Source organism: Pseudomonas sp. UMAB-40 (assembly GCF_900095275.1).
In the GTDB taxonomy this organism is placed as follows: Bacteria; Pseudomonadota; Gammaproteobacteria; order Pseudomonadales; family Pseudomonadaceae; genus Aquipseudomonas; species Aquipseudomonas mandelii_B.
In genome coordinates this window covers 128,343-151,053 of the sequence record NZ_LT607562.1, presented here as the reverse complement: position 1 = coordinate 151,053, position 22,711 = coordinate 128,343, and the positions used below count along the sequence as shown (strand labels likewise).

The following is a 22,711-nucleotide window of genomic DNA, read 5'->3' as shown; positions in this document are numbered from 1 at the left end:
TCAGTGGCGGATGTACTGAAATGCATCAATACCCCAGTGGCATTGGTTGGGCATTGCTATGGAGCCAGGCAACATGCAGGAGCGAAGCTTGCTCGCGATGGCGTAGGGTCAGTTGATAGCTCTGTTGAAGGTCCCGGCCTCTTCGCGGGCAAGCCAAGCGCCTACCGGGTTTTGGATCAAGGAGCATCCGGCTGCATGGCCGGATGCTCGCGCAGGCCGTTGACGATGTGGTCGACAAAACTGCGCACGCGCATCGAGGCCTTGCGCCCTTCGCGGTACACCACGTGTACCGGCAGCGCCGGTAACTCATAGGGCTGCAGCACACGCCGCAGTCGCCCAGTGTTCAAATACTCGTACAACGGATAGCTCACACACTGGGTAATACCGGCGCCATGAGCGGCTGCATCGATGGCCGCCTGCACTGTTGCGCAACTGATCCGCGTCCGGGCTTTTAAGTGATTCACCCCACCATCGTGGTGAAAGTCCCACTGGACCCTGTCTCGATAAGCATGTGTGGCGACCAGCCGATGATTTCGCAAATCCTCCGGTACGCCGGGCTCACCGTGAGCAGCCAGATAAGCAGGACTGCTGCATACCATCGAGCGAACAAAGCCCACCTGCCGTGCGATCAATGACGAACTGGGCAGATTGCCGACCAGCACCGCCACATCGATTCCCTCTTCATTCATGTTCGGAAAACGATCATGGTATTGCGCAAAGACTTTTACCTCGGGATACAGACTCATGTAGTCCGTCAGAATCGAGGTCATGACATAACGGCTGAACAGCAAAGGCATCAGTACCGTGAGATTGCCTTGGGCCTGAACGTGCAGGCCCTTGGCCGAAGCCTCTGCATCTTCGATGGCCCTGAGAATGCGTGAACAATCGGCCATGAAGCCGGCGCCGGCCTCGGTCAGCGACACCCCGCGGGTGCTTCGAAGCAACAGCGGCACGCCAAGACGTTCCTCCAACCGTGCAATGGCGCGAACCACCGTAGGTCCGGACACATCCAGACGACGGGCCGCAGCCGCCAGACTAGGGCGCTCCGATAGCGCTTCGAACATCAGCAATTCATGGTAGCGGTCCATCAGTTGGAACCTTTCACCACAGCTTTGAGCGCCTTGTCCTTGCCCAGTCGATCCGCGAGAAAATCCACGAAGGTACGAACCTTTGCCGGTATGCGGGTGTTCTTGAGGTAGACCACTTGAATGGGCAGCGCAGGTGGTTCGAAGTCCTCCAGCACCAATTCCAGTTCGCCAGCCGCCACCTGGTTGGCTACCTGGTAGGACAACACCCGCGTGACGCCCCAGCCCAGGCTGGCGATATTGATCGCGGCCTGATTGGCGGTGACCACCAAGCGCGGTTCGAATCGAAAGCTCAGTGCGTTGCCGTCGTTGACGAATTGCCAGTCGCTCAGCAAATGGCTGGCCGAAGACATGACGATGTTGGCGGTATTGAGTTCACCGGGATGACGCGGCCTGCCATAGCGCTCGAAATAATCGGGGGTACCGCAGATCACCTGACGTACTTCGCCGACTTTGATGGCCTGCTGATTGGCCTCGTGCAAATGGCCGATTCGTATGGCCACATCGATACCCTCGTCGGCCATGTTCACGACACGATCCACCAGCAATGCATTGAGGTGCACCGAGGGAAACTGGTCCACGTAGTCGGCCAGCAGCGGCGCGATGTACAACTCGCCAAACAGCACCGACGCGGTCACGGTCAAATGTCCGCACGGTATCGAGTAACTACCGGCAGCCGCCTCCTCCGCCTCGTCGATATCACTGAGGATACGCCGACAATCCTCTAGATAGCGTTGACCCGCTTCAGTGAGATGCAGGCTGCGAGTGGTTCGAGAAAGGAGTTGTGTGCCGATTCGCTCTTCCATCGCGGCGATGGCACGGGTCACGCTGGGGGGAGAGATTTTCAACCGACGGGCGGCGGCGGCAAAGCCTTCTTCCTCGGCTACTGCCATGAATATCTGCATTTCTTGAAAACGATCCATAAGCGCCCCTGTCTTGATGAGAGGACAGCGAGGTATCTGGCCGCTTGCGCGGGAAGAACTGTTTGCCAGTATCGTCGGCTACAGCGACTTTCGCACGCGCCGTCGGGCTGGCGGCATGTACGTAAAGCGTCCTGGGAGAACGGCGAAACAAATAAAAAGGAGCTGGCCGGGGTTATTTTCCCGGCAAGCTCCTTCGGAATCGAATCAAGCCTCTTGCAAGCCTACAGCGGTACGTTGCATGCCAACGAAGTTCGGCAACCCTTCGATGCTGCTCAACCAGGCACGGATTTTCGGGTAGTCAGTCAGCGCCACGTTACCTTCCGGTGCGTGGGATACGTAAGTGTAGGCGGCAACATCGGCGACGGTCGGCTTGTCGCCGGCCAGGAATTTGCTCTGTCCCAGCTCCTGCTCCATGACATTGAGCAGGGCATGAGAACGTTTGATCGTTTCTTCGGCGTCATAACCGGCACCAAACACGGTGATCAATCGCGCAGTGGCAGGGCCCGAACTGATTTGACCGGCGGCTACTGACAACCAGCGTTGAACCCTGGCTTGCTCTACCGGATCGGTCGGCAGCCATTGGCCCTTGCCGTATTTGGCGGCCAGATAAACCACGATGGCGTTGGAGTCTGCCAGGACGGTGCCGTTGTCATCGATCACCGGCACTTGGCCAAAGCGGTTGAGCGCCAGGAAGTCAGGCGCTTTGTGCGCGCCCTTCATCAGATCCACGAATACCAACTCGGTTGGCAGCCCCAGCAGGGACAGCATCAGTTCGACTCGATGAGAGTGGCCAGACAAAGGGTGACGATAAAGTTTGATCGCTTGCTGGGACATGACGTGCTCCGATTGTTGTTTGAGTTCGACCCGGTGATCGCGTCGATGGAGTTATCTTCCCCTCCCCTCGTAAACAGCGGAATGACCAGCAATTACAATCCAGCATTTCATTGCGTGTAATGATCATTTTTTGCCGAACCTACTGCCCCACCGACACGCCCAACATCAAGTCCATAAAGGCGACTGACGCCGCGCTGTGGTAGTTGTTTTTACGCCGCAGCAAGGCGGCTCCGCGCCGTGGCCCCTTGTCCAGCAGCGCGATCCTGCGCAGGGCGCGGTCCTGGGTAGCGATGGGCTCCGGAAGAATAGTGGCGACCGCCGTGTGCCGCATGACTTCCAGCAACGTGTTGACCGAATTGACCTCGATCACCACCTTGGGTGTGATCTGCGTCTTGGCGAAATACTCATCGATGCAGACACGGGTGGCGAAATCGGGAGTCAGCAACGCAAAGTCCAGTTGAGCGACCTGCTCGGCGGTCAAGGGTTTCTTACAGTCGTATAACGGATGATTGCGCCCCACCACCAGCCCCAGGGTTTCAATAAAAGCCGGGATCGTTTCGATGTCAGCATTTCTTACATCGTCAAACGCAATGGCGATATCCAGTGAGTCATCCGCCAGGCCGGTCTCGATATCGGCCATGGAGAGTTCAAAGATCTCCAGATGGATGTTCGGATAGAGAGCCATGTAGTCGCGCACCAACGATCCTACCAAGTACGCCATGAACGTCGGTGTCATGGCCAGGCGCAGGGTGCCGCGGGACAGATCCTTCACGTCGTGCAATGCGCGCTTGCCAGCTTCCAACTCAACCAATACGCGACGTGCACATTCAATGTAAGCCTGCCCCGCATCGGTAGGTTTTACCGTGCGCGAGGTCCGGTCGAACAGCACAACGCCGAGAGTCTCTTCCAACTGCCGGATCTGTTGCGACAAGGTCGGCTGGGAAACATGCAGCGCCTCGGCGGCGCGGGTGAAGCCGCCGTTATCGGCGACTGCCAACAAATAGCGCAAGTGTCGTAGCAGCATGGAATTCCCCCTCTATAGGCCCCGCTTATGCGTTGCATTGTATATCGGTCTTGGACGCTATCGAGCAACCAGCAGAACATTGCTTCACACCCAAGCAACACAAACCTGGCAACCGCCACCAAGCAAAACCGATAGGAGAAACACCATGCAACAGTCCCACGCTTACAACGACACCAGCCTCGAGCTGACCGCGAAAATCCTCGACGCCAAGGCGCGCAAAAACCTGTCCTTCGAACAAGTGACTGAAGGCACCGGCCTTGGCCTGGCTTACGTCACCGCTGCCCTGCTCGGCCAGCACCCGCTGCCTGAAGCCGCTGCCAAAGTGATCGGCGAAAAACTGGACCTGGATGCTGACTCGGTCGCCCGCCTGCAAATCATCCCGCTGCGCGGCAGCCTGTCGGGTGTTCCAACGGATCCGACCATCTACCGTTTCTACGAAATGATCCAGATCTACGGCACCACCTTGAAAGCCCTGGTTCACGAGCAGTTCGGCGACGGCATCATCAGCGCGATCAACTTCAAGCTGAACATGAAGAAAGTCGAAGACCCAGAAGGCGGCCATCGTGCAGTGATCACCCTCGACGGCAAGTTTCTGCCACTGCGTCCTTTCTAAGCGGATACAGGCCCGCACTCCTGCGGGCCATCACCCACCACCCAATATTTCCAGAGTAAAGACCATGAAAACCATGAAGACGATTGTTGCCTTGTTCCTGACCGTTGCCGCAGGTAGCGCTTTCGCCGCCAATGACGCACAGACTGCGCGCACCGGCGTTCCATTCGATGTGGCAAAAACCATCAGCATCTCCGACACCAGCCAGGCATGCGGGGTTGTGCAAGCCGAGATGGTGTATGAAGACTCCAAAGGTGAGCGGCATATTGCAACGTACCTGGTCGAGGGTGGTGGTTGCAGTACGGGCTGAGTAACCACAACGCTGAATGTGCAGCCTGATCTGAAGCGATGTTCACTTGAAAATGTCGTGTTCAAGACAATTACTTAGAAAATATGATGCAACACCTCAAAATTTCAGACTGCACATTCCGCTCTACCCTGAAGGGCGTACGCCCATCACGAATATAAAGATTTCCAGTGGTTCAAATCTGCTATCGCGCGGCTTCAGCAGCGGGAAACAAATTTCATTACCAAACAACCTCACGGCGCCTACACTGCAAGATGAGCGAAATTTTGTATATGGAGATAACAAACCGGCACGCGAGAACTGGAGTCACGGACGCTACAGAGTGAGCTGCCTGGGTAAGTTCATCTATAGTCAGTGACGCCTATGAATATGGCATCAGCTATCGACTCGCTTATGCGGTCACTTTACCGAAAACCACTGTGCCAGGTCGCCCGGGCTTGCGAATCATGAACGGGTCAGCAACCGGTTCTTCGGATTCACAATGTCCCCAGTCGATCACCTTCGGCCAATTTAATCTGCTCCCTGCCCAACGGCTGTTATTGAAAACAGGGAAACCGATTGAACTCGGAAGTCGCGCCCTCGACGTCCTGATTGCCCTGGTTGAGCATTCGGGTGAGGTGGTCAGCAACCGCGATCTGATCAGAATGGTCTGGCAGGACGTGATTGTCGATGAGAGCTGCCTGCGTGTGCATATCTCCGCGTTACGAAAAGCCTTATCGTGTGCCGAAACGGACGTGAGCTATATCGCCAATGTTCCAGGTCGCGGCTATAGCTTCGTAGCCTCCGTCTCCCGTGATTCTGATTCCGACACTGCCCAGGAATCGCCCCCGACCTCGATCAGCGCGCTGCCGCCACGATTGATACGAATGATAGGCCGTGACGAAACAGTCCATGACATCTCGCAACTGATAATGCACCACCGTTTCGTAACGATCTGCGGCCCCGGCGGTATGGGCAAAACGACGGTTGCGCTAGCGGTGACCCATCATTTGGTGGCGCATTTTGAAGGCCTTCTTCTCTTCCTGGATGTCAGTTCCATAACCGATCCTGCTTTGTTGCCAAGCATTCTGGCGTCAGCGTTAGGCATTCGATGTCACGGCATGAACCCTCTTCAAGCGTTGGTCGCTTTTTTGCGAGAAAAGCGATTGCTGCTGGTGCTCGATAGCTGTGATCACGTCATCGTGGCCGCTACTTATCTTGCAGAGAAGTTATTCGAAGAAACCGAACAACTACACATTCTGGTGACCAGTCGCGAGCCATTGCGGGCTGAAGGCGAGCATGTCCATCGATTGTGTTCTTTGACTTGCCCGCCAGAGATGTGCGGCTTGACGGCAACTGGCGCGCTGAAATTCTCAGCAGTGCAATTACTCGTCGAGCGAGTTCATAACAACGATAACGCGTTCATCCTGAGCGACAACGACGCGCCGATGGTTGCGCATATTTGCCGCAAACTCGATGGCATGCCTTTAGCGATAGAACTGGCAGCTGGCCAAGTCGAGGCCTATGGGATCCAGGGCATTGCCGAGTTACTGAATAGTCGAGTCAGCGTCAGCCTGTTTTGGGACGGCAGGCGGACAGCGCTGCCACGCCATCAAACGCTAATGGCTATGTACGATTGGAGTTGTGACCTGCTATCGGAAACCGAAGCTATCGTGCTACGACGGCTGTCGGTTCTGAGCGGTATATTTTCCCTGGAGCTGGTCACGGCAATCGTCAAGGCGGAAATCGATGAGTCATTGGTTATCGACGCGATTGGACGCCTGGTCAAAAAATCTTTGATTCTGGTTGAGCGTGCTGGTCAATCGATGCGTTACAAGCTGCCTCATACAATGCGGGCGTTTGCACTGGAAAAACTACGTACCCACGGTGAAGTGGATTTGGCGATCGAGCGTCATGCCATTTGCCTGTTATCAATGCTGGAACAACTGAACGTGCCAGGTGAGACACTTCCTGAATACGAGCGAATTCAACTGTACATTGAGCACTTGGGGAACATTTGCTCAGCATTGGAATGGGCGTTTTCCAATCATCGCAACCTGCTGCTCGGCATCCGTCTCGCCGCGGCAGCCGCCCCCCTATTCCTCGGTTTATCGATGCTGGATGAGTGTCGGCGGTGGAGTGAGCGGGCCCTGACGGCACGAGTCGAAGTAGCCAATGGAGCGCCACCGCACAAAGTGCAGCATTGGCCATGTTCAATCCCTTCAACGATGGCGTCAGGCACCTCGCAAACCCTGCCGGTCAACCCTCACAAGGTTATTGAATCCGTCGCAAATATTAACGACATCCTGCTTCGTCAATTGCAGCATTCTGTTCTGCCTGGATCCGAGGGGGTACGGAGCCCTAATGATATCCAGTGGCAGAATCTAAATCTCAGGACGCGAATTACTGAACCTAAAATTATCGCCATGATGCAGCGGGCCTTGGAAGACAGTGACAATCCTGTCGGTGTGCCGGGGTTCTCGTTCCGAACATGCAACGCGAATCCAGACCTAAAGCCGTCGCTCGTGAACGAGGACGAGTTCTCTTTCGGTGATGACTATCGCATTCGGGCACTGGCTTCTTTGGCTAGAGTTTTATGGCTACGCGGATACCCCGATCAAGCTGCCCGAATTGGACGGCAAGCTTTGGGTGATGCCTACAACTTGCGCCATCCCGCGACCATCTGCCTTTCGCTCATTTATGTGGCCACGGTTTTTTTATGGATGGGTGATTGGAACAATGCCGCTCAGACAATTGAAAAACTGATCTCGACGGCCGAAGAGAATGCCTTCGAGCACGATCATGCCGCGGGTATAGGCTTAAAAGGCATTCTGCTGATCGGCCAAAATAGAGTGGATGCAGGCATACATCTCTTGCATGAATGCTTGAACGTGCCGAGCATTGAGAACCATCAGGTGCTCACCACCATGTATGTGAGATGCCTCGCAAAGGGGGTTGCAGCCAAAGGCCGATATGACAATGCGATCGAGATCGCCAGCGGCGCACTGGAAATGGTCGAGCACGTCGGAGAAACACTCGATACTCCAGAAATTTTGCGGGTGACCGCAGACTTGTATGCGTATCGACCGAGCCCAGACCTGGCCTTGGCCGAGCAGTACTTGAATCGCTCACTGGCCTGCGCCGAACGCTTATCGGCCTTGGCTTGGGAACTGCGCACCGCTATCTCTCTTACTCGTCTGCATCTTTTGCAAGGCCGGGACGCCGAGGCAGGCCAGCGACTGCAGAACGTCTATGGCCGATTTTCCGAGGGCTTTGATTCAGCTGATCTGCGTGCTGCAAAACAATTGCTGAACTCATTGAACAAGCAAAGCGCATTGAAAATCACCCCAAGAGGACATCCGGCCACGGGGCCCGATTCAGCCCCGTGACAGGCGGCTCAATCAAACCTTGCCACCCAACATTCCGAGTACTTCTTCGGTAGTCCATACGGCGTTCGCCATGAACCGGTAGTTGATTATCGCTGCCAGATAACCATCACCTTCCGGAAGTTTCGGTCCCGCCACTGCATCACGCACCACCGCCACTTCGAACCCCTGTTCGAGCAGCTCGCGCATATGTGATTCGACGCAGAGATTGGCCAGCATCCCCGTCAAAATGACTTGGTCAACGAGCTGCTTGCGCAACTGGAGAGTCAAGTCGTTGACCTGGGGCCCATAAAGCTTGTGCGGTGAGCAAACAAAGGTTTTACCGTCCTCAATGTAAGGCTTGAACTCCGGCATGAAATCGCTTCCCGAGTTGGCGAACCCATCCAGATTGATGGCGCTTTTTCGATCAAACAGTTTCATTGAGTGCTGCATGACTTCCACGGGAGCCTGAATCTTCCAGTTGTGATCAGTGGCCCAGTAGTAATGCGGTGAAATGGCCACGGTAATACCTGCCGCTTTGGCGGCCTTGAACAAGCTCAACAGGTTCGGGACGAGATTCTGTTCTGTCACTGATTCCCCCGTCATTGGCCACGCAAGGCCCTTGGAACTCATGAAGTCGATCTGCGGATCGATCACCACAAGCGCTGCACGGGAAAGATCCAGCTTCATCGTCGACTTCGGCAGCGCAGGATTTTTCGGAGCAGCGTATTTCTCAAGTCCTGCGGGTACAGCTTTTTCGGCGCCGAATGCAGGCATTGCGCCTGCTGCCACGGTTGCAACAGCCCCCATTACAAATGAGCGCCTACCGATGGGGTAGCGTTTCTCAGACATGATTTCTCTCCAGTCAGTTATGACCTTCAACTGCGTAGAAATGCCAATAGATCCTTGTTGAGTTGTTCTCTATGGGTTTCCGTCAATCCATGGGGCGCCCCGGGATAGACCATCAGGGTTGCATCAGGAACAAGCTTTTTCGAGGCTCGGCCGGCGGCATCGATCGGCACGATCTGGTCATCGTCGCCATGGACGATCAGGGTCGGTTTGTCGAATTTTTTCAAATCTTGGGTGAAGTCAGTTTCCGAAAAAGCCTTTATGGAATCGAAGGTGTTTTTAAACCCGCCCACCATTCCCTGACGCCACCAGGAATCGATCATCCCCTGGGAGGTTTTGGCCCCTGGCCGGTTGAAACCATAGAATGGCCCCGACGGAATATCCCTGAACAACTGCGAGCGATCAGCGATCATCCCGGCACGAATGCCGTCGAATACATCGATAGGTAAACCGCCTGGATTTGCAGCAGTTTTCAACATCAGAGGGGGGACGGCAGATATCAAACAAATTTTTGCCACACGCGATGTGCCGTGCCTCCCCACATACCTGGCGACCTCGCCTCCGCCGGTGGAAAAACCCATGATCGAGGCGTTTTTCAGGTCCAGGGTATTGATGACTGTGGCCAAGTCATCAGCGTAATGATCCATGTCATTACCGTCCCACGGTTGGCTGGATCGGCCGTGTCCACGTCGGTCGTGAGCGATCACTCGGAATCCCTGATTTGCGAGGAAAAACGCCTGACCATCCCAACTGTCGGAGTCGAGAGGCCAGCCATGGCTGAGGGTGACTACCGGTCCGGTTTTCGGGCCCCAATCCTTGTAGTAAAGAATCACACCCTCGCTAGTAGTGATCGTGTTTGCAGTGACGTTGTGGGATTTTGCCGGTTCCGTCGTTTGTGCTTGAGCGGACTTTGGCAGCACGGTGGTAATCGCTGTGCCAAGACCGATCAGCACCAGACTGCGGCGAGTTGCCTCATCATGGGAAAGCGCAGATTTGTCTGTCATTTTTCTACTCCGAAAGCCGGCAACGAGGTCAGTGACACCTGATCACGTCATGAGCGGGAGACGGTCAAACTATGAGCGGCCGTAAACGTGTCAACGAGTAAAGAGATGTGAAACGGTGTTATGAAGTGCAAAGCACCAAATTGGGTCGGCGCAATACGATGAGGACGGTGCTGGCTCTACGAGTCTGCTAGAGGCGGCGCGTTAAAATGGGAAATTCAGGCAGGGCTTCAGGCGCACAAGAACGTTTTTACACAACCTCATTCGAGGATGTGTAAAAACGTTGAAGATGGACTTGTGAACGGCAATTCAAGCCGATTCTTAAGCTTCGGTTCCGCACTGCTGTCACGGGCACTCGGCGTGCTCTATGACGAGGTTACTGCGGTGGTGTGGACTTGAAGCTGGGGAGTGTCTGAATCCGATCCCACCAATCAGCGAAGCCACTGATGGCAAATATTTGCTCTGCGTCGGGAGTCATCGACAGGTAAGCACAAGCCGGCGCCAGATAAAGATCACCAATGCTTAGATCCTGCCCGGCAATAAACGGGTCGCTGCCTTTGATTTTCATCAATTCGCTCAGCACCAGTTTCGATTTCTCGATGCCTTGGAGGCGAGAGGTGTCGTTCTGTCCACCAATGAAGTCCGGGAACAAGTAATAACCGAATACTGAGGCCATCGAACCGTAGCCATAGGAATCGTAGATTGCTTGGGCCATGTGACTCCTGGCGCGATCCTTAGCGGTTTTGGGCGTCAGCGAAGGGCCCGGGAGCACCTCATCCAGATAGCTCATGATCGCAGCGGTTTCGATCACCCTGAAATCGTCGTGATCAATGACCGGGACCTTACCGAATGCATTCCGTGCAAGGTGCTCCGGCTGATGCGGTTCACCTTTCATCACGTTGACCTGTAGCTGATTAAACTCCGCACCTTTCTCCTTTAGCAGCATCTTCACCGTGCGTACATATGGACTGCCATCAAAACCGTAGAGAGTGAGGCTCATGACGAATGCTCCAATCTGGATGGACATTATCGAGACCCTGGCCTGCACGCACTGTTGCGATGCCAGAAGAACCGAGTCTGCAACACATCAAAACAAGCTTGTCGGCATACGGGGGCAACGGCGGCACGAAGGCCGCGAGGGAGATCAACGTCAGTTCGACGTTGCTGTAACCGATATTGAGGTGACGTACACCTTGGCAAGCCAATTTAATGTAGACCATCCGATGAGGCGTGAACGGAGCGGTCGGGTCGATATTTTCCGATGCTCGCTCTTCCCGCTCCGGTCAAATCCAACTCAATTTCAAGCAAAAGCGCGCGCCTGACTCCGCTTGTTTTTCTGTGCGAGCTTGCCTACCAACCGAATCGCAATGGCCGAAAACATGATGCCGAACGGCAATACATACCAGGCGCTCAGGGGAATGCGCTTGAAGTTGGAATACGTGAACACGGCTGCGAGCACCCACATCCCACTGACGTGCAAGGCCTTCCAGGTTTTGCGACCTATCAGACGTGTGGTGGCCTTGAAGGACGTCAAAGTCATCAACAGGATGAACAGATAGCCAAGCGTTCCAGGGATGTTGGTCAGGGTGCTTCGACCGGGCCAGAACTCAGTGTTCAGTTGACCGTATATGTAGATCAGGATCGCATGTAGCAGGTGAGAGAACGCGAACGCCAGTCCAATGAAACGACGCTCGCGAACCAACGCTTTGGAAAACGGTGACGGTACCAGAACTGCGAATGCAGAGGCGGTGAACGCCACGAGAAACAGGGCAAATGAGGTGCGCGCCGTGGCGCGGATGGCGCTGCGCAGGCCCTCTACCAAGTCTGGATTCAACGCCAGGATCAACGCCGTCATCACCGATATAAGCAAACACAGCAGACCGAACAGCGACCAGCCTTCGTAATGAGGTAATTGGACTTTCATAGCAAGACTCTTGAAAAATGTAGTGGGTTGACCGTTTGCCATCATCTGCCAGAGACAGGTGTACGCAGGGTCACAAACTCTTCCGCTGACGTCGGGTGCACGCCGATGGTTTCATCGAACAGGCGCTTGGTGGCGCCCGCTTTCAGCGCGATGGCCAGCCCCTGGATGATGTCTCCGGCGTCGGGGCCGACCATGTGCGCGCCCAGCACCCGATCAGTCACAGCATCCACCACCAGCTTCATCAGCGTCTGCTCGGACGATTGCGTGAGGGTCAGTTTCATCGGTTTGAATCGGCTCTCGAAAATCACTACTGGGTGGCCATTCTCCAGCGCCTGTTCCTCCGTCAGTCCAACGGTGCCGATATTGGGTTGGCTGAACACTGCGGTGGGGATGTGTCGGTAATCCACCGGGCGATACTCTTCGGGTTTGAACAGGCGACGCGCGACCGCCATGCCTTCCGCCGTGGCGACCGGGGTCAGTTGCACTCGGCCGATCACATCTCCCAATGCCAGAATCGATGGCTCGCGGGTTTCGAAGTTGTCGTTGACGTCGATGTAACCCTTGTCATTGAGTTCGACGCGGGTATTTTCCAGGCCCAGATTGTCGAGCATGGGCCGGCGGCCAGTGGCGTAGAAAATGCTGTCGGTCTCCAGTTGACGACCGTCGTTGAGCGTCGCCAGCAGACTGCCGTCCGGCTGTTTGTCGATCTGCACGATATCGGTGTTGAACTGCAATTGCAGACCGCGTTTGGTCAGCTCTTGCACAAGGTGCGTACGAACCGATTTATCGAACCCGCGCAGGAACAGGTCACCGCGATACAGTAGGCAGGTGTCAGCACCCAGGCCATTGAAGATCCCGGCAAATTCGACGGCGATGTAACCGCCGCCGACCACCAGAACGCGCTTGGGCAGCTGCTTGAGAAAGAATGCTTCATTCGAGGTGATGGCGTGCTCGCGACCTGGAATATCCGGAATCTGGGGCCAGCCACCGGTGGCAATCAGAATGCGTTCGGCGCTGTAACGCTGGCCGTTGATTTCGACGTGATGGGCATCGGTCAGCCGTGCATGACCTTCGAGCAAGGTCACGCCACTGTCGACCAGCAATTTGCGGTAAATGCCGTTGAGTCGTTCGATCTCGCGGTTCTTGTTGGAGATCAATTTTTCCCAGTCGAATTGCGCCTTGCCGGCGGTCCAGCCAAAGCCCTCGGCCTGTTCGAAGTCGTCGGCAAAATGGGAGCCGTAGACCAGCAGTTTCTTCGGCACACAGCCGACATTGACGCAGGTGCCACCGAGGTAGCGACTCTCGGCGACCGCCACTTTCGCGCCGAACCCTGCGGCAAACCGCGCTGCACGTACACCGCCGGAACCTGCACCAATCACAAATAAATCGAAGTCGTAGGTCATCTCAATTCTCTGCAAAGTCGCACAACACATGTGCAGCCAAATATCGTTAAAGGGGAGAGAAACGAAGTTTCAATGCACGCAAAATCGTGGCGCACAGTTTCAAGACCGAAGTCTTGTGCTGATGCGTGCCGGATCGGTGCGTGACAGATACCGCCCTGGATTCGCTAGCCAGCGCTCCCATCAAGTGGGGCAGCAAAAAGCCGCCTTCGTATTCGGTATCGGCCATGGCTGGAGTATCCAGCCATGGGTTACCGTCGCAGGAATGAGCGACATCAATCATGTGGGGACTCCCTGGATGGACACTGCATTAACCCGAAATGGGTCAATTGCTTCTGGGTTCAGTCTCACCATCCATGGGCAATAAGAGAACCAGCAGGGATGTCATGACTTAATTGTGCTGAGTGAAATAATCCAGGGAGGTGTTGCTCTGAACATACTGATCAAGCGCCGCATCAGCGTCTTGGGCGAGGTCATTGATCACCTCAAAGTGGCAAACGCCAGAACAACCATGGGTTTAAATGTTCTCCGATAAGCGATTCATGCGCGACTTTCCCGCAGCAGCTGACGAGCTGAGTCGGCCATCACGGTAAGAGAGCCTGCCAGCATCAAGACGTCTTTGAGCACCAGGCGACCGCCACCGGACAGGTAGGGAAAACCGTGTTGAGCTTCACCCAGAGCCCCCACCCAGGCTTCGGGCGTGGTGATCAGAAAGCTCAACGTCACCAGCGGCGTACCGAAGGCCAACGCACCACCGAGTAATCCGGTGCGTCGTGAGATCGGATTGGACAGCACCAACAGTCCAATCAGGAGTTCGACAATGCCCAGGCCGGTCGAGAACCCGTAAGTGTTGTTGGCTGTCTGCCAGGCGCGCTTGTCCGCGTTCAGTTCGCCTTCATGTGTCAGGTGAGCCTTGTACTCTTGCGGGTGTTCGTAGAAGAACGACATGAAGGGGCTGTTGGCGACAAACGGTGTGATGCTATCGGCTTCGTAGGGGACGAATTTGAGTGCGCCGATCCACAGGAAAACGACGCCGATTGCCAGTCGCATGAGCGAAGCGCCAAAGGTATCCACTTTGCTGAGCAACCGTAACCAGGTGGTAAATGAGGTGAGCATGAGACTTCTCCAGAACGTTGAATGTGGAGCTAGTCTGCGGGTTTGGCGAACGGTGCTTTTGTTCGTCATGCTCAAGTTGTTGCTTGATCGTCTCAACGTGACCTTCACATTTCAAAGACGAAAAAAAGCCCTGGCACTTTGCGGTGCCGGGGCTGTGGTGGACGCGATGTCGGATTAGTGCTTCAACGTATCAAACGCCTTAAGCGTGCGTAGCGAATAGATGTTCAATCGGCTCAGCTTTTATTGCGAAAGACTCAAAAATGAATTCAATCGATAAACTCATCAGCCTGGCCAATGTTCGCGGCAGCCTGGATTTGCGCTGCCAGTTCGAGGGGGACTGGGCACGGGAGCATGAGCAGGAGGCCCTGGGCAAGGCGCCCTATCACATCGTGCTGGCCGGAGAGTGCCGGGTAGACTTTCCCGATGGCCAACGCGTTCCCATGAAGGCCGGGGACATTTTGCTGCTGCCAAGGGGCGCGCCGCATGTCATGCACAGCCCTGGTAAAACCGTAGTGCCGACTGTGCCGAAAGTCACCAAAGGTGGTGTTGTGCCGATGCATCGTATTGGCGGGGCAAGTCGCGACTTCGACATGCTTTGTGGCGGGTTTCACTTCAATCGCACTTCACTGCTGTTTTCCGCGCTGCCTGAATATCTGGTCATCCCGCCCACCGCCAGTGGGCAGTTGCCTGCGCTGGTGGAAATGCTGCGCGGTGAAGCGGACGGCGACCAGGTCTGCTCCAGATTCATGCTCGACGCACTATCCCAGGCGTTGTTCACCATGATCCTGCGAGCGCACCTGGCGAGCGATGGCCAGACCACCGGTTCACTCGCCTTGCTCAGCGATAAGCGCCTTGGACGCGCGTGGCAGGCCATGTTGGCCGACCCTGCATTCGAGTGGACCGTTGAAGGACTGGCGGAAATGGCGAGCATGTCCCGAGCAACATTTCTGCGCGCCTTTGCACGCGTGGCAGGCGCATCACCCTGGGTGCTGTTGACTCAGGTTCGCATGGAAATGGCGTTCAATCTGCTGAGCCACTCACATCTGGGATTGAGCGATATTGCCGTGCAGGTCGGCTACCAGTCGCAGTCGGCCTTCAGCAAGAAATTCAAGGAGTTTTACGGGGAAGCGCCGGGAAAACTGCGCCGCGAGATTTAGTTTTCCGGCATCTCCATCTGCCGGAAAACAAAGCGGTCGACATCGCGGTCTCTCTCGCGAAATTCACCTCGTGCCGGCAGTGATCGGCATCGCATTGACCAGTATGGTCTTCGCCCCGTTCGGAACGAAGCTGGCACATCGACTGCCACCCAGGATCCTGAGGCTGCTGTTCGCCCTGATGCTGGTGTTGGTGGGAATAGGCTTTTTGACGTGATTCGTCTGCTTGTGAGCATGCTCGGCACTGCCCATCATTTGAGCTGCTACGCTTTTCACTATTGAAAAAAACGGTCATCCGTCCCGTGTCAGGTTCATAACGGCAGAGCGGATCAGTTTTCAATCAGCGCCGACGACTCAGGTGCTTTTATGAAAAGAAAAACTTTGCCCGTCGCGATCATGCTCGCGAGCCTCTCATTCGGAACAAATGCGGCAGAAACCAAAGCGCATGGGTTCTTCGAGGACAGTCAGACAACTGTCAGTTCACGCACCATGTACTACGCCAATGACAATCACGACGGCGGAGCCGATCAGCGCGAAGCGGCCACCGCGCTCAAGTTCGGGTTCGTATCGGGCTTTACTGAAGGCACCGTCGGCTTTGGCCTCGACGTGTCATCGCTGGTTGCCATTCATTTGGATGGGGGTAAAGGCCATCACCCTGATGCCAACACGTTCTTCCCCAGCGATACCGATGGCTCCGCCTCCCATTCGTGGAGCAGAGCAGGTGCCAATGTCAAAGCACGCTTCTCAAAGACCGAGGTCGCCGTCGGCAATGTATTCACGCCCAGCCTGCCGATACTCGTTGCCACGGACTCGCGGTTGGTCATTCAAAACTTCGGCGGCGGCATCATCACGACCAAGGAAATCGACGACCTTACGCTCACCGCTGGCAAAATTGATCAGTCCTCCGGTAGAGCTACAAGCAACCCTACCGGGCTGGCAGTTGCAGGCGGCACGAAGGATTCAAACGACTTCCGCTTCGCGGGCGGTGACTGGAAAGTCACCAAGGATCTGATGCTTCAGTACTACTTCGCCAAACTTGAGAACTACTACAAGCAGGACTTCCTTGGCCTGGTTCACGTACTTCCGTTAGGCAATGAGCAGTCATTCAAAACCGATCTGCGCTACTTCGACAGTAGTTCCGACGGAAAAAATGGCGAGGCCGGATACCGTTTCAATAACAACGGAGGTTATGCCAAGACACCTGGAGAGGTGGATAACAAGACCTGGAGTGCCATGTTCACCTACAGCCTTGGAGGTCATGCGTTCATGCTGGGCCACGAAAGTGTCAGCGACGACGGAGGGTTTGTTTGGCTTAACCAGGGCAACGTCGTAGATGGTCGAAATCGACCGGAGGGGAACGGAGGTACGGCGTTCTATCTGTTTACCGATGCCATTGTCGGCAACTTTTCCCGGGCCGGTGAGCAAACCAGTTTTGGTCAGTACTCCTATGACTTCTCAAAACTGAATATGCCTGGGCTGAAAGCGTCGGTAGCCTACCTCAAAGGCGACAACATCAAAGATGTAAACGGTGGAGGCGATCTTTCGGAATGGGAGCGTGACATGAGGGTCGACTACGTCATCCAGGCAGGACCGTTGAAAGGCTTTGGGACAACCTTGCGCCATGGCACCTATCGTAGTGACAACGCTGCAGTTGCAAACCAGGATCAGACCCGACTGATTTTCAACTACAGCCATTCTTTGTAGATCCCCACAGCGTTACCTACCTGGGAGGAGTACATGTGAATCAAGATTCTCTCTCGGACTTAACTCTCGATAAAGGACCAATAGTCTTCGTTGTTGATGATGATGAGTCCGTGCGCACCGCGTTAAGCAGTCTCTTCCGCTCTATGGATGTGCGGGTCGAGACGTTCGCCTCTGCGGCCGCATTCATTCAACGCCCCGATCCTCAAGCGCCGTGCTGCCTGGTGCTGGATGTGCGCCTCCAAGGATCCAGTGGCCTGGACTTCCAGCGCGAATTGCTTGAGGCGGCAAATAAGTTACCCATCATCTTCATATCCGGACATGGCGACGTCGCGATGTCTGTTAAAGCGATGAAGGCTGGCGCCCTGGACTTCCTGGTCAAACCATTTCGCGACCAGGACCTGCTTGACGCGGTATCGGCTGCACTCAGGACAGATGCAAAGCGCCGTGAACTGGTCAAGGAGGATGCCGGATTACATGCCTGTTATCAGTCACTGACTGCGCGGGAACGCGAAGTCATGGCCTATGCCGTGAAAGGCCTGATGAACAAACAGATCGCCAGCGAGATCTGTATCAGTGAAGTCACTGTCAAAATTCACCGTGGCAACGCGATGAAAAAAATGCAGGCGAAGTCGTTTGCTGATCTGGTCCGAATGGCTGAATCATTAGGCATAGGAGGGAAGCACTGAATCAATTCCATGCGTATGTACGGTGTCTTTTGAAGCAATACGCTCTTGGCGTCTCAGGCTCACGCCCATCTGCATCAGCCCCGCTTTCCCCTCTCATACTACTCCCCCTCATATTCCTACAAATCTTGCTCAGTTGAACGTCAGCAAACCACCAGAACAATTCAAACAATTTAACGTCTTGATGCCCGCCACTAATACTCCAGTATTAGCCGTTAGCACTCACGCACTAAAAAATTCGACCTTATGTAGAAGTGCTTATCAGCGGCGGCAACCCTATTCTGTGTTCAAGCAAACGGAAACGCTGAACCAAAGACACCAGTGACAGAAACAACAGCTCCAATAGATACATAACTGCATGAAACCTCAGACACTACCTATAGTTTTTACAATGACCACCATCCACTAAAAGTTACTAATCGACATTATCAGTCAAACTGGAGAAGCACTGTGAAACAGTCCCACGTTTACAACGAAGTCAGCATTGCAGTAACGGCCGAAATTCTGCAAGCCAAAGCAAGCAGAAACCTGTCATGGCAGGACCTGTCTGACGGTACAGGGCTGGGACTGGCATACGTCACCGCCGCACTTCTTGGTCAGCAACCGCTGCCAGCTGACGCAGCCAGGATCATCGGCGAAAAACTGGGCCTGAACGCCGAGATCGTGGCGTTGCTGCAAATCATTCCACTGCGTGGAAGTTTGTCAGGTGTCCCGACTGACCCCACCATCTACCGTTTTTACGAGATGATCCAAATATACGGAACCACGCTGAAAGCGCTGGTTCACGAGCAATTCGGCGACGGCATTATCAGCGCAATCAACTTCAAGCTGAATATGCAGAAAGTTGAAGATCCTGAAGGTGGCCACCGCGCGGTGATTACCCTCGACGGTAAGTTCCTGCCACTGCGTCCATTCTGATAGTGCAACAGGCATAACGGCCCGTGGTCCGTGCGGGCCAACTGAAAACCACTCAAACGTAACGAGTTCACACCCGTTAAACTGGAGATCACTCTCATGAAAAAATTCCTGTTTCTCGTCTTGTCCGTTACGGCTTCTTTATCAACATACACGCAAGAAGCCAACGCAACTCCGGTAGTTGACACTTATAAATACGGAATGCATCTGGACGTTGCTCACGTGGTCGAAATATCACCGCCAGCGGATGTCTGCGGACCCACACCAGTGCGCATGACATACAACGACTCTTACGGCAAAAAACATATCTTGGAATACCGCGTTATTGGCACAGGCTGCACTAATTGAGTCGTAATCCAGTCATCAGTTTTTTCGAGGATAAAAAAATGAAAACACTCATTGAAGGTTTTTTGAAATTTCAGCGAGAAGCATTTCCACAACGCTCAGACCTGTACAAACACCTGGCAACCACCCAACATCCCGGCACGTTGTTCATCACCTGCTCTGACAGCCGCGTCGTACCGGAACTGCTGACACAGCAAGAGCCTGGCGAACTGTTCGTGATCCGTAATGCCGGCAACATCGTGCCGTCCTACAGCCCCCATCCAGGCGGTGTAACAGCAACGGTTGAATATGCCGTCGCGGTACTCGGCGTCACCGATATCGTAATCTGCGGGCATTCCGATTGCGGCGCCATGACTGCGGTAGCGAAATGCAAATGCATGGATCACCTGCCCGCAGTCGCCGGCTGGTTACAACATGCCGAATCAGCAAAGGTCATCAACGATTCACGGTCTCATGCGAATGACGCGGCCAAAATCAGTTCCATGGTGCGGAAAATGTCATCGCCCAACTGGCCAATATCCAGACCCATCCAAGCGTTCGCCTGGCACAAGAAAAGGGCCTGGTGAATCTCCATGGCTGGGTATACGACATCGAGTCTGGATCTATCGATGCCTTGGATACCGACAACCGCAACTTCAAATCGCTGATTGCACACCCAACTACTTGTGCAGTACCCGCTCGCCCTGACAGCGCTGCTGCGTAAATATCAACCCGCAAATCTCGACTATTTCAGAGAGTGAAATATTAGATTGTTCTTTTTGATCGTTCTCACGCCATTGATACAAGCAGACCATGATCCACGCAGTCGATCGATCCGTAACAGGTAACAGATGTCTGTGCTCGATGACCCGTGGGCTTCTCGATGGCGCAAAAAAAGCTCTGAACGCTCCATAGACGTTGCACCAATGCCCTGCCAATGAAGGCACAGACGGTTCTGCACCCGTTTCAAATCAACCTGACTGCGTCAATCTTCTATACACAGGAACATTCGATGAAACAGTTATTTGCAGGCCTTGCTCTCGCAGCAACAATGATCAGTACGACCGCTGCAATGGCCGCTCCGATCAAACCGACCGTTGTGTTGGTGCATGGTGCCTTCGCCGATTCCAGCAGTTGGAACGGTGTGGTCAAGATTCTGGAAAAGGATGGCTATCCGGTTATCGCGGCCTCCAACCCTCTTCGCTCGCTCAAGGGCGACGCACAGTCGGTAGCTGATGTGTTGGCGAGTATCAAGACACCCGTTGTCTTGGTCGGACACTCTTATGGCGGTCCGGTCATCAGCGAAGCTGCCTACGGAAATGCCAACGTCAAAGCCCTGGTTTACGTCGCTGCTATTGCACCCGATGCAGGTGAGTCCACCGCAGACCTGGCGGGTCGCTTCCCAGGTAACACACTTGGCCCAACCCTGGCGCCACCGGTTGAATTGGCCGACGGTGGTAAGGACCTCTACATCCAACAGGACAAGTTTCACGATCAGTTTGCTGCGGATGTGTCGGACGCCGACGCCAAGGTGATGGCTGCGACCCAACGCCCTGTGACCGTAGAGGCGCTCAACGAAAAGTCGAGCGAGCCGGCGTGGAAAACCATCCCTTCATGGTTCGTTTACGGTGACAAGGACAAGAACATTCCTGCGCAAGCCCAAGTGTTCATGGCTGAACGAGCCCATGCCAAAAAGACCGTTGCGGTCAAAGGCGCGTCTCATGTCGTGATGGTGTCCAATCCGAAGGCCGTTGCCAGCCTGATTGAAGCGGCTGCCAGTGCCAAATGACGATTGCTTGCAACCGTCATATGAACGGTCGCGGCATTCGTTCAACCCGCATCCGGCGGCAAGGCCGGATGCTCTGGCAGGTTCTCGACAACGTCGTCGACAACACTGCACTCACGCAACGCCGGAGAATGTGTGATGACTTCAAAATTGCTTGTTCTAACCACGACCGCCAGCCTTCTCTGCGGGCTGATTTATTCGCTTGCCGGATACGCTGATTCAACCCCCGGCCCAGTTGCAGAAGGATCGCCGGTTTTCGGTGTGACACTCCCACCGGGCTACCGAAACTGGCAATTTGTCAGCATCGCTCATGAAGAAGGTGATAAACCTGACATCCGTGTGATTCTGGGGAATGACGTCGCCATGAAAGCGTTCAGGGACGGGACACTGCCATTTCCGGATGGCGCGATCATCGCCCGGCTCGCTTATAAATATGAATCCTCCGCGCAAAACAACGCGGTGTTTGGTCGGGAGCAGTCTTTCATCGCGGGCGAGCCCACCAACGTCCAGATCGAAGTCAAAGACTCCAAGCGCTACGCCAGCACCGGCGGATGGGGTTACGGGCAGTTTGAAATCGGCAAGCCCAACCCCAGTGAAAAGATCATTAATGGCTGCTTGGCTTGCCATACGAAATTGCCTCCTGCAACGGACCTGATTTTCACGAAGTATTCCGAATAACCGTTCATGGCACGGAAACAACCTTCAGCAGACTGCTGCAAACCGATGCGAGGATTGCTTCAATGATGCTGGCTCAATTTCCGTAGCCGTCAATCGGCACGGAAGCGCTGGCAAAGCGATTCTTGAAAATGCGCCAACAGAAAATCGATGAACACCCGTGTTTTGGCCGGCAACGATTTTTTGGAAGAGTAGTAAACCGAGACCACGCCTAGATCTACATACCAATCTGGCAATAAGCGAATCAGCTCACCGCGTTGCAACCAGGGCCACGCGCGGTCCAAAGGAAGCAACGCGACGCCTAGCCCCATCACAGCACAGCTGCACAGCGCTTCCGGGTCGTTCATGATGGCTGTTGGTTTTAGGTTGAGGTCGAACCGCCCTTCCCCATGATCACGAAGCGTCCAGTTCAGCAAACGCCCTGAGTTGGTCGAACGCATTACGATGCCATCAACCCCCTGCAACTCGCTGGGCACAGCGGGTAGCGGCTTGCCTTCCAGCCATGACGGAGCAGCGACAGCCACGAGATGAAGTTTGGCCAGTTCTCGTGCCACGACGCCAGGTGACAATTCCATGCCACCACCGATAGCGACATCAAACCCTTCACCGATCAAATCCACGCGACGGATTTCTAAATGCCAATCCGGCACCACAGCGGGGTAACGCTGCTTAAAGGTCTTGAGCAATGGCAATACATAATCGTAAGCGAATGACGGTGACAAATTGACCCGCAATCGCCCTGCGGGGACTTCTCGGGCTTCGCCTATCTGATGGATGGCGCCCTGGATGGTTTCCAGGCCTTCCGCTACCTGTTGGTAAAACAACTCTCCCGCCTCGGTGAGGGTGAGACTTCGCGTGCTGCGGTGAAACAACCGCGTACCCAGATTGGCTTCAAGCCGCGCCACATTCTTACTCACGGCAGCAGAGGAAACCCCCATCCGCCGAGCCGCTTCGGAAAAGCTGCTGGCTTCCGCGGCACGGACGAAGGATTCAAGATTACCCAGGGTTTCCATGATCATCTCCAACTTTTGGTTGAAGCTGATTCTACCCATT

At 54.8% G+C, this 22,711-nt stretch carries 22 protein-coding genes and 2 pseudogenes; 12 read left to right on the top strand and 12 right to left on the bottom strand.

Annotated features, from left to right (window positions below; genetic code table 11):
- Positions 1-176 precede the first annotated feature (176 nt).
- From K0F88_RS18105 to cynR, 4 genes are all read right to left on the bottom strand, one after another.
- Positions 177-1,088: a LysR family transcriptional regulator gene (locus tag K0F88_RS18105; protein WP_219095963.1), complete on the bottom strand. Its 912-nt coding sequence runs from the start codon at positions 1,086-1,088 to the stop codon at positions 177-179.
- Positions 1,088-2,008, bottom strand: coding sequence for a LysR substrate-binding domain-containing protein (locus K0F88_RS18100; protein ID WP_219095962.1), 921 nt, complete (start codon positions 2,006-2,008; stop codon positions 1,088-1,090). Before K0F88_RS18100 ends, K0F88_RS18105 begins: the two co-directional genes overlap by 1 nt.
- A 204-nt stretch (positions 2,009-2,212) precedes the next feature.
- Positions 2,213-2,842 carry a glutathione S-transferase family protein gene (locus K0F88_RS18095; RefSeq protein WP_219095961.1) on the bottom strand — a complete coding sequence of 210 codons (630 nt, stop codon included), beginning with the start codon at positions 2,840-2,842 and terminating at the stop codon, positions 2,213-2,215.
- 139 nt (positions 2,843-2,981) lie between these two features.
- On the bottom strand, positions 2,982-3,866 hold the full coding sequence (gene cynR / locus K0F88_RS18090; RefSeq protein ID WP_219095960.1) for a transcriptional regulator CynR: 885 nt from the start codon (positions 3,864-3,866) through the stop codon (positions 2,982-2,984).
- 145 nt (positions 3,867-4,011) lie between these two features.
- On the opposite strand from cynR, the gene cynS (K0F88_RS18085) reads away from it, so the two are divergent.
- The 3 genes from cynS (K0F88_RS18085) (at position 4,012) to K0F88_RS18075 (ending at position 8,151) form a co-directional block, all read left to right on the top strand.
- A complete protein-coding gene (gene cynS / locus K0F88_RS18085) occupies positions 4,012-4,479 on the top strand; it encodes a cyanase (protein WP_219095959.1) in 468 nt (155 codons plus the stop codon).
- A gap of 64 nt (positions 4,480-4,543) precedes the next feature.
- On the top strand, positions 4,544-4,786 hold the full coding sequence (locus K0F88_RS18080) for a DUF2790 domain-containing protein (protein WP_257605277.1): 243 nt from the start codon (positions 4,544-4,546) through the stop codon (positions 4,784-4,786).
- Positions 4,787-5,229: 443 nt separating this feature from the next.
- Positions 5,230-8,151 (top strand): winged helix-turn-helix domain-containing protein, encoded by a 2,922-nt coding sequence (locus K0F88_RS18075; RefSeq protein ID WP_219095958.1) that lies wholly within the window; start codon positions 5,230-5,232, stop codon positions 8,149-8,151.
- A gap of 12 nt (positions 8,152-8,163) precedes the next feature.
- Here the strand turns inward: K0F88_RS18075 and K0F88_RS18070 are convergent, their stop codons facing one another.
- From K0F88_RS18070 to rclC, 7 genes are all read right to left on the bottom strand, one after another.
- A complete protein-coding gene (locus K0F88_RS18070; RefSeq protein WP_219096014.1) occupies positions 8,164-8,904 on the bottom strand; it encodes a cysteine hydrolase in 741 nt (246 codons plus the stop codon).
- 101 nt (positions 8,905-9,005) lie between these two features.
- Positions 9,006-9,980: an alpha/beta fold hydrolase gene (locus K0F88_RS18065; RefSeq protein WP_219095957.1), complete on the bottom strand. Its 975-nt coding sequence runs from the start codon at positions 9,978-9,980 to the stop codon at positions 9,006-9,008.
- A gap of 373 nt (positions 9,981-10,353) precedes the next feature.
- Positions 10,354-10,977 (bottom strand): glutathione S-transferase family protein, encoded by a 624-nt coding sequence (locus K0F88_RS18060; RefSeq protein ID WP_219095956.1) that lies wholly within the window; start codon positions 10,975-10,977, stop codon positions 10,354-10,356.
- Positions 10,978-11,277: 300 nt separating this feature from the next.
- Entirely contained in the window at positions 11,278-11,901 is a 624-nt protein-coding gene (locus K0F88_RS18055; RefSeq protein WP_219096013.1) for a ferric reductase-like transmembrane domain-containing protein, read from the bottom strand.
- A 41-nt stretch (positions 11,902-11,942) separates the two neighbouring features.
- Positions 11,943-13,304, bottom strand: a complete 1,362-nt coding sequence (gene gorA, locus K0F88_RS18050) for a glutathione-disulfide reductase (RefSeq protein WP_219095955.1) — start codon at positions 13,302-13,304, stop codon at positions 11,943-11,945.
- A gap of 46 nt (positions 13,305-13,350) precedes the next feature.
- Positions 13,351-13,584 carry a hypothetical protein gene (locus K0F88_RS18045; protein WP_219095954.1) on the bottom strand — a complete coding sequence of 78 codons (234 nt, stop codon included), beginning with the start codon at positions 13,582-13,584 and terminating at the stop codon, positions 13,351-13,353.
- 257 nt (positions 13,585-13,841) lie between these two features.
- On the bottom strand, positions 13,842-14,417 hold the full coding sequence (gene rclC / locus K0F88_RS18040) for a reactive chlorine resistance membrane protein RclC (RefSeq protein WP_219095953.1): 576 nt from the start codon (positions 14,415-14,417) through the stop codon (positions 13,842-13,844).
- Between the two features lie 260 nt (positions 14,418-14,677).
- On the opposite strand from rclC, the gene K0F88_RS18035 reads away from it, so the two are divergent.
- The 9 genes and pseudogenes from K0F88_RS18035 (at position 14,678) to K0F88_RS17995 (ending at position 21,661) form a co-directional block, all read left to right on the top strand.
- A complete protein-coding gene (locus K0F88_RS18035) occupies positions 14,678-15,574 on the top strand; it encodes an AraC family transcriptional regulator (RefSeq protein WP_219095950.1) in 897 nt (298 codons plus the stop codon).
- A 70-nt stretch (positions 15,575-15,644) separates the two neighbouring features.
- Positions 15,645-15,788, top strand: a pseudogene (locus K0F88_RS18030) (sulfite exporter TauE/SafE family protein); the annotation flags it as partial.
- Positions 15,789-15,937: 149 nt separating this feature from the next.
- Positions 15,938-17,275, top strand: a complete 1,338-nt coding sequence (locus K0F88_RS18025; RefSeq protein ID WP_219095948.1) for an OprD family outer membrane porin — start codon at positions 15,938-15,940, stop codon at positions 17,273-17,275.
- 35 nt (positions 17,276-17,310) lie between these two features.
- Positions 17,311-17,961 carry a response regulator transcription factor gene (locus K0F88_RS18020; protein ID WP_219095946.1) on the top strand — a complete coding sequence of 217 codons (651 nt, stop codon included), beginning with the start codon at positions 17,311-17,313 and terminating at the stop codon, positions 17,959-17,961.
- A gap of 447 nt (positions 17,962-18,408) precedes the next feature.
- The gene (cynS, locus tag K0F88_RS18015) at positions 18,409-18,876 is read left to right on the top strand and encodes a cyanase (RefSeq protein ID WP_219095944.1); all 468 of its coding nucleotides are present in this window, start codon (positions 18,409-18,411) and stop codon (positions 18,874-18,876) included.
- Between the two features lie 96 nt (positions 18,877-18,972).
- Positions 18,973-19,221, top strand: coding sequence for a DUF2790 domain-containing protein (locus tag K0F88_RS18010; protein WP_219095942.1), 249 nt, complete (start codon positions 18,973-18,975; stop codon positions 19,219-19,221).
- A gap of 38 nt (positions 19,222-19,259) precedes the next feature.
- Positions 19,260-19,921 (top strand): annotated as a pseudogene (locus K0F88_RS18005) (carbonic anhydrase).
- A gap of 288 nt (positions 19,922-20,209) precedes the next feature.
- On the top strand, positions 20,210-20,986 hold the full coding sequence (locus K0F88_RS18000) for an alpha/beta fold hydrolase (protein WP_219096011.1): 777 nt from the start codon (positions 20,210-20,212) through the stop codon (positions 20,984-20,986).
- 135 nt (positions 20,987-21,121) lie between these two features.
- Entirely contained in the window at positions 21,122-21,661 is a 540-nt protein-coding gene (locus K0F88_RS17995) for a cytochrome P460 family protein (protein WP_219095941.1), read from the top strand.
- An 89-nt stretch (positions 21,662-21,750) separates the two neighbouring features.
- On the opposite strand, the gene K0F88_RS17990 is transcribed toward K0F88_RS17995, so the two are convergent.
- Positions 21,751-22,671 carry a LysR family transcriptional regulator gene (locus tag K0F88_RS17990; protein WP_094467275.1) on the bottom strand — a complete coding sequence of 307 codons (921 nt, stop codon included), beginning with the start codon at positions 22,669-22,671 and terminating at the stop codon, positions 21,751-21,753.
- Between the last annotated feature and the right edge of the window lie 40 nt (positions 22,672-22,711).

Bases quoted from the DNA above. Each gene is read 5' to 3' on its own strand.
- K0F88_RS18105 (WP_219095963.1), bottom strand. From the start codon at position 1,088: ATGGACCGCTACCATGAATTGCTGATGTTCGAAGCGCTATCGGAGCGC.
- K0F88_RS18100 (WP_219095962.1), bottom strand. From the start codon at position 2,008: ATGGATCGTTTTCAAGAAATGCAGATATTCATGGCAGTAGCCGAGGAA.
- K0F88_RS18095 (WP_219095961.1), bottom strand. From the start codon at position 2,842: ATGTCCCAGCAAGCGATCAAACTTTATCGTCACCCTTTGTCTGGCCAC.
- cynR (WP_219095960.1), bottom strand. From the start codon at position 3,866: ATGCTGCTACGACACTTGCGCTATTTGTTGGCAGTCGCCGATAACGGC.
- cynS (WP_219095959.1), top strand. From the start codon at position 4,012: ATGCAACAGTCCCACGCTTACAACGACACCAGCCTCGAGCTGACCGCG.
- K0F88_RS18080 (WP_257605277.1), top strand. From the start codon at position 4,544: ATGAAAACCATGAAGACGATTGTTGCCTTGTTCCTGACCGTTGCCGCA.
- K0F88_RS18075 (WP_219095958.1), top strand. From the start codon at position 5,230: ATGAACGGGTCAGCAACCGGTTCTTCGGATTCACAATGTCCCCAGTCG.
- K0F88_RS18070 (WP_219096014.1), bottom strand. From the start codon at position 8,904: ATGCCTGCATTCGGCGCCGAAAAAGCTGTACCCGCAGGACTTGAGAAA.
- K0F88_RS18065 (WP_219095957.1), bottom strand. From the start codon at position 9,980: ATGACAGACAAATCTGCGCTTTCCCATGATGAGGCAACTCGCCGCAGT.
- K0F88_RS18060 (WP_219095956.1), bottom strand. From the start codon at position 10,977: ATGAGCCTCACTCTCTACGGTTTTGATGGCAGTCCATATGTACGCACG.
- K0F88_RS18055 (WP_219096013.1), bottom strand. From the start codon at position 11,901: ATGAAAGTCCAATTACCTCATTACGAAGGCTGGTCGCTGTTCGGTCTG.
- gorA (WP_219095955.1), bottom strand. From the start codon at position 13,304: ATGACCTACGACTTCGATTTATTTGTGATTGGTGCAGGTTCCGGCGGT.
- K0F88_RS18045 (WP_219095954.1), bottom strand. From the start codon at position 13,584: ATGATTGATGTCGCTCATTCCTGCGACGGTAACCCATGGCTGGATACT.
- rclC (WP_219095953.1), bottom strand. From the start codon at position 14,417: ATGCTCACCTCATTTACCACCTGGTTACGGTTGCTCAGCAAAGTGGAT.
- K0F88_RS18035 (WP_219095950.1), top strand. From the start codon at position 14,678: ATGAATTCAATCGATAAACTCATCAGCCTGGCCAATGTTCGCGGCAGC.
- K0F88_RS18025 (WP_219095948.1), top strand. From the start codon at position 15,938: ATGAAAAGAAAAACTTTGCCCGTCGCGATCATGCTCGCGAGCCTCTCA.
- K0F88_RS18010 (WP_219095942.1), top strand. From the start codon at position 18,973: ATGAAAAAATTCCTGTTTCTCGTCTTGTCCGTTACGGCTTCTTTATCA.
- K0F88_RS18000 (WP_219096011.1), top strand. From the start codon at position 20,210: ATGAAACAGTTATTTGCAGGCCTTGCTCTCGCAGCAACAATGATCAGT.
- K0F88_RS17995 (WP_219095941.1), top strand. From the start codon at position 21,122: ATGACTTCAAAATTGCTTGTTCTAACCACGACCGCCAGCCTTCTCTGC.
- K0F88_RS17990 (WP_094467275.1), bottom strand. From the start codon at position 22,671: ATGGAAACCCTGGGTAATCTTGAATCCTTCGTCCGTGCCGCGGAAGCC.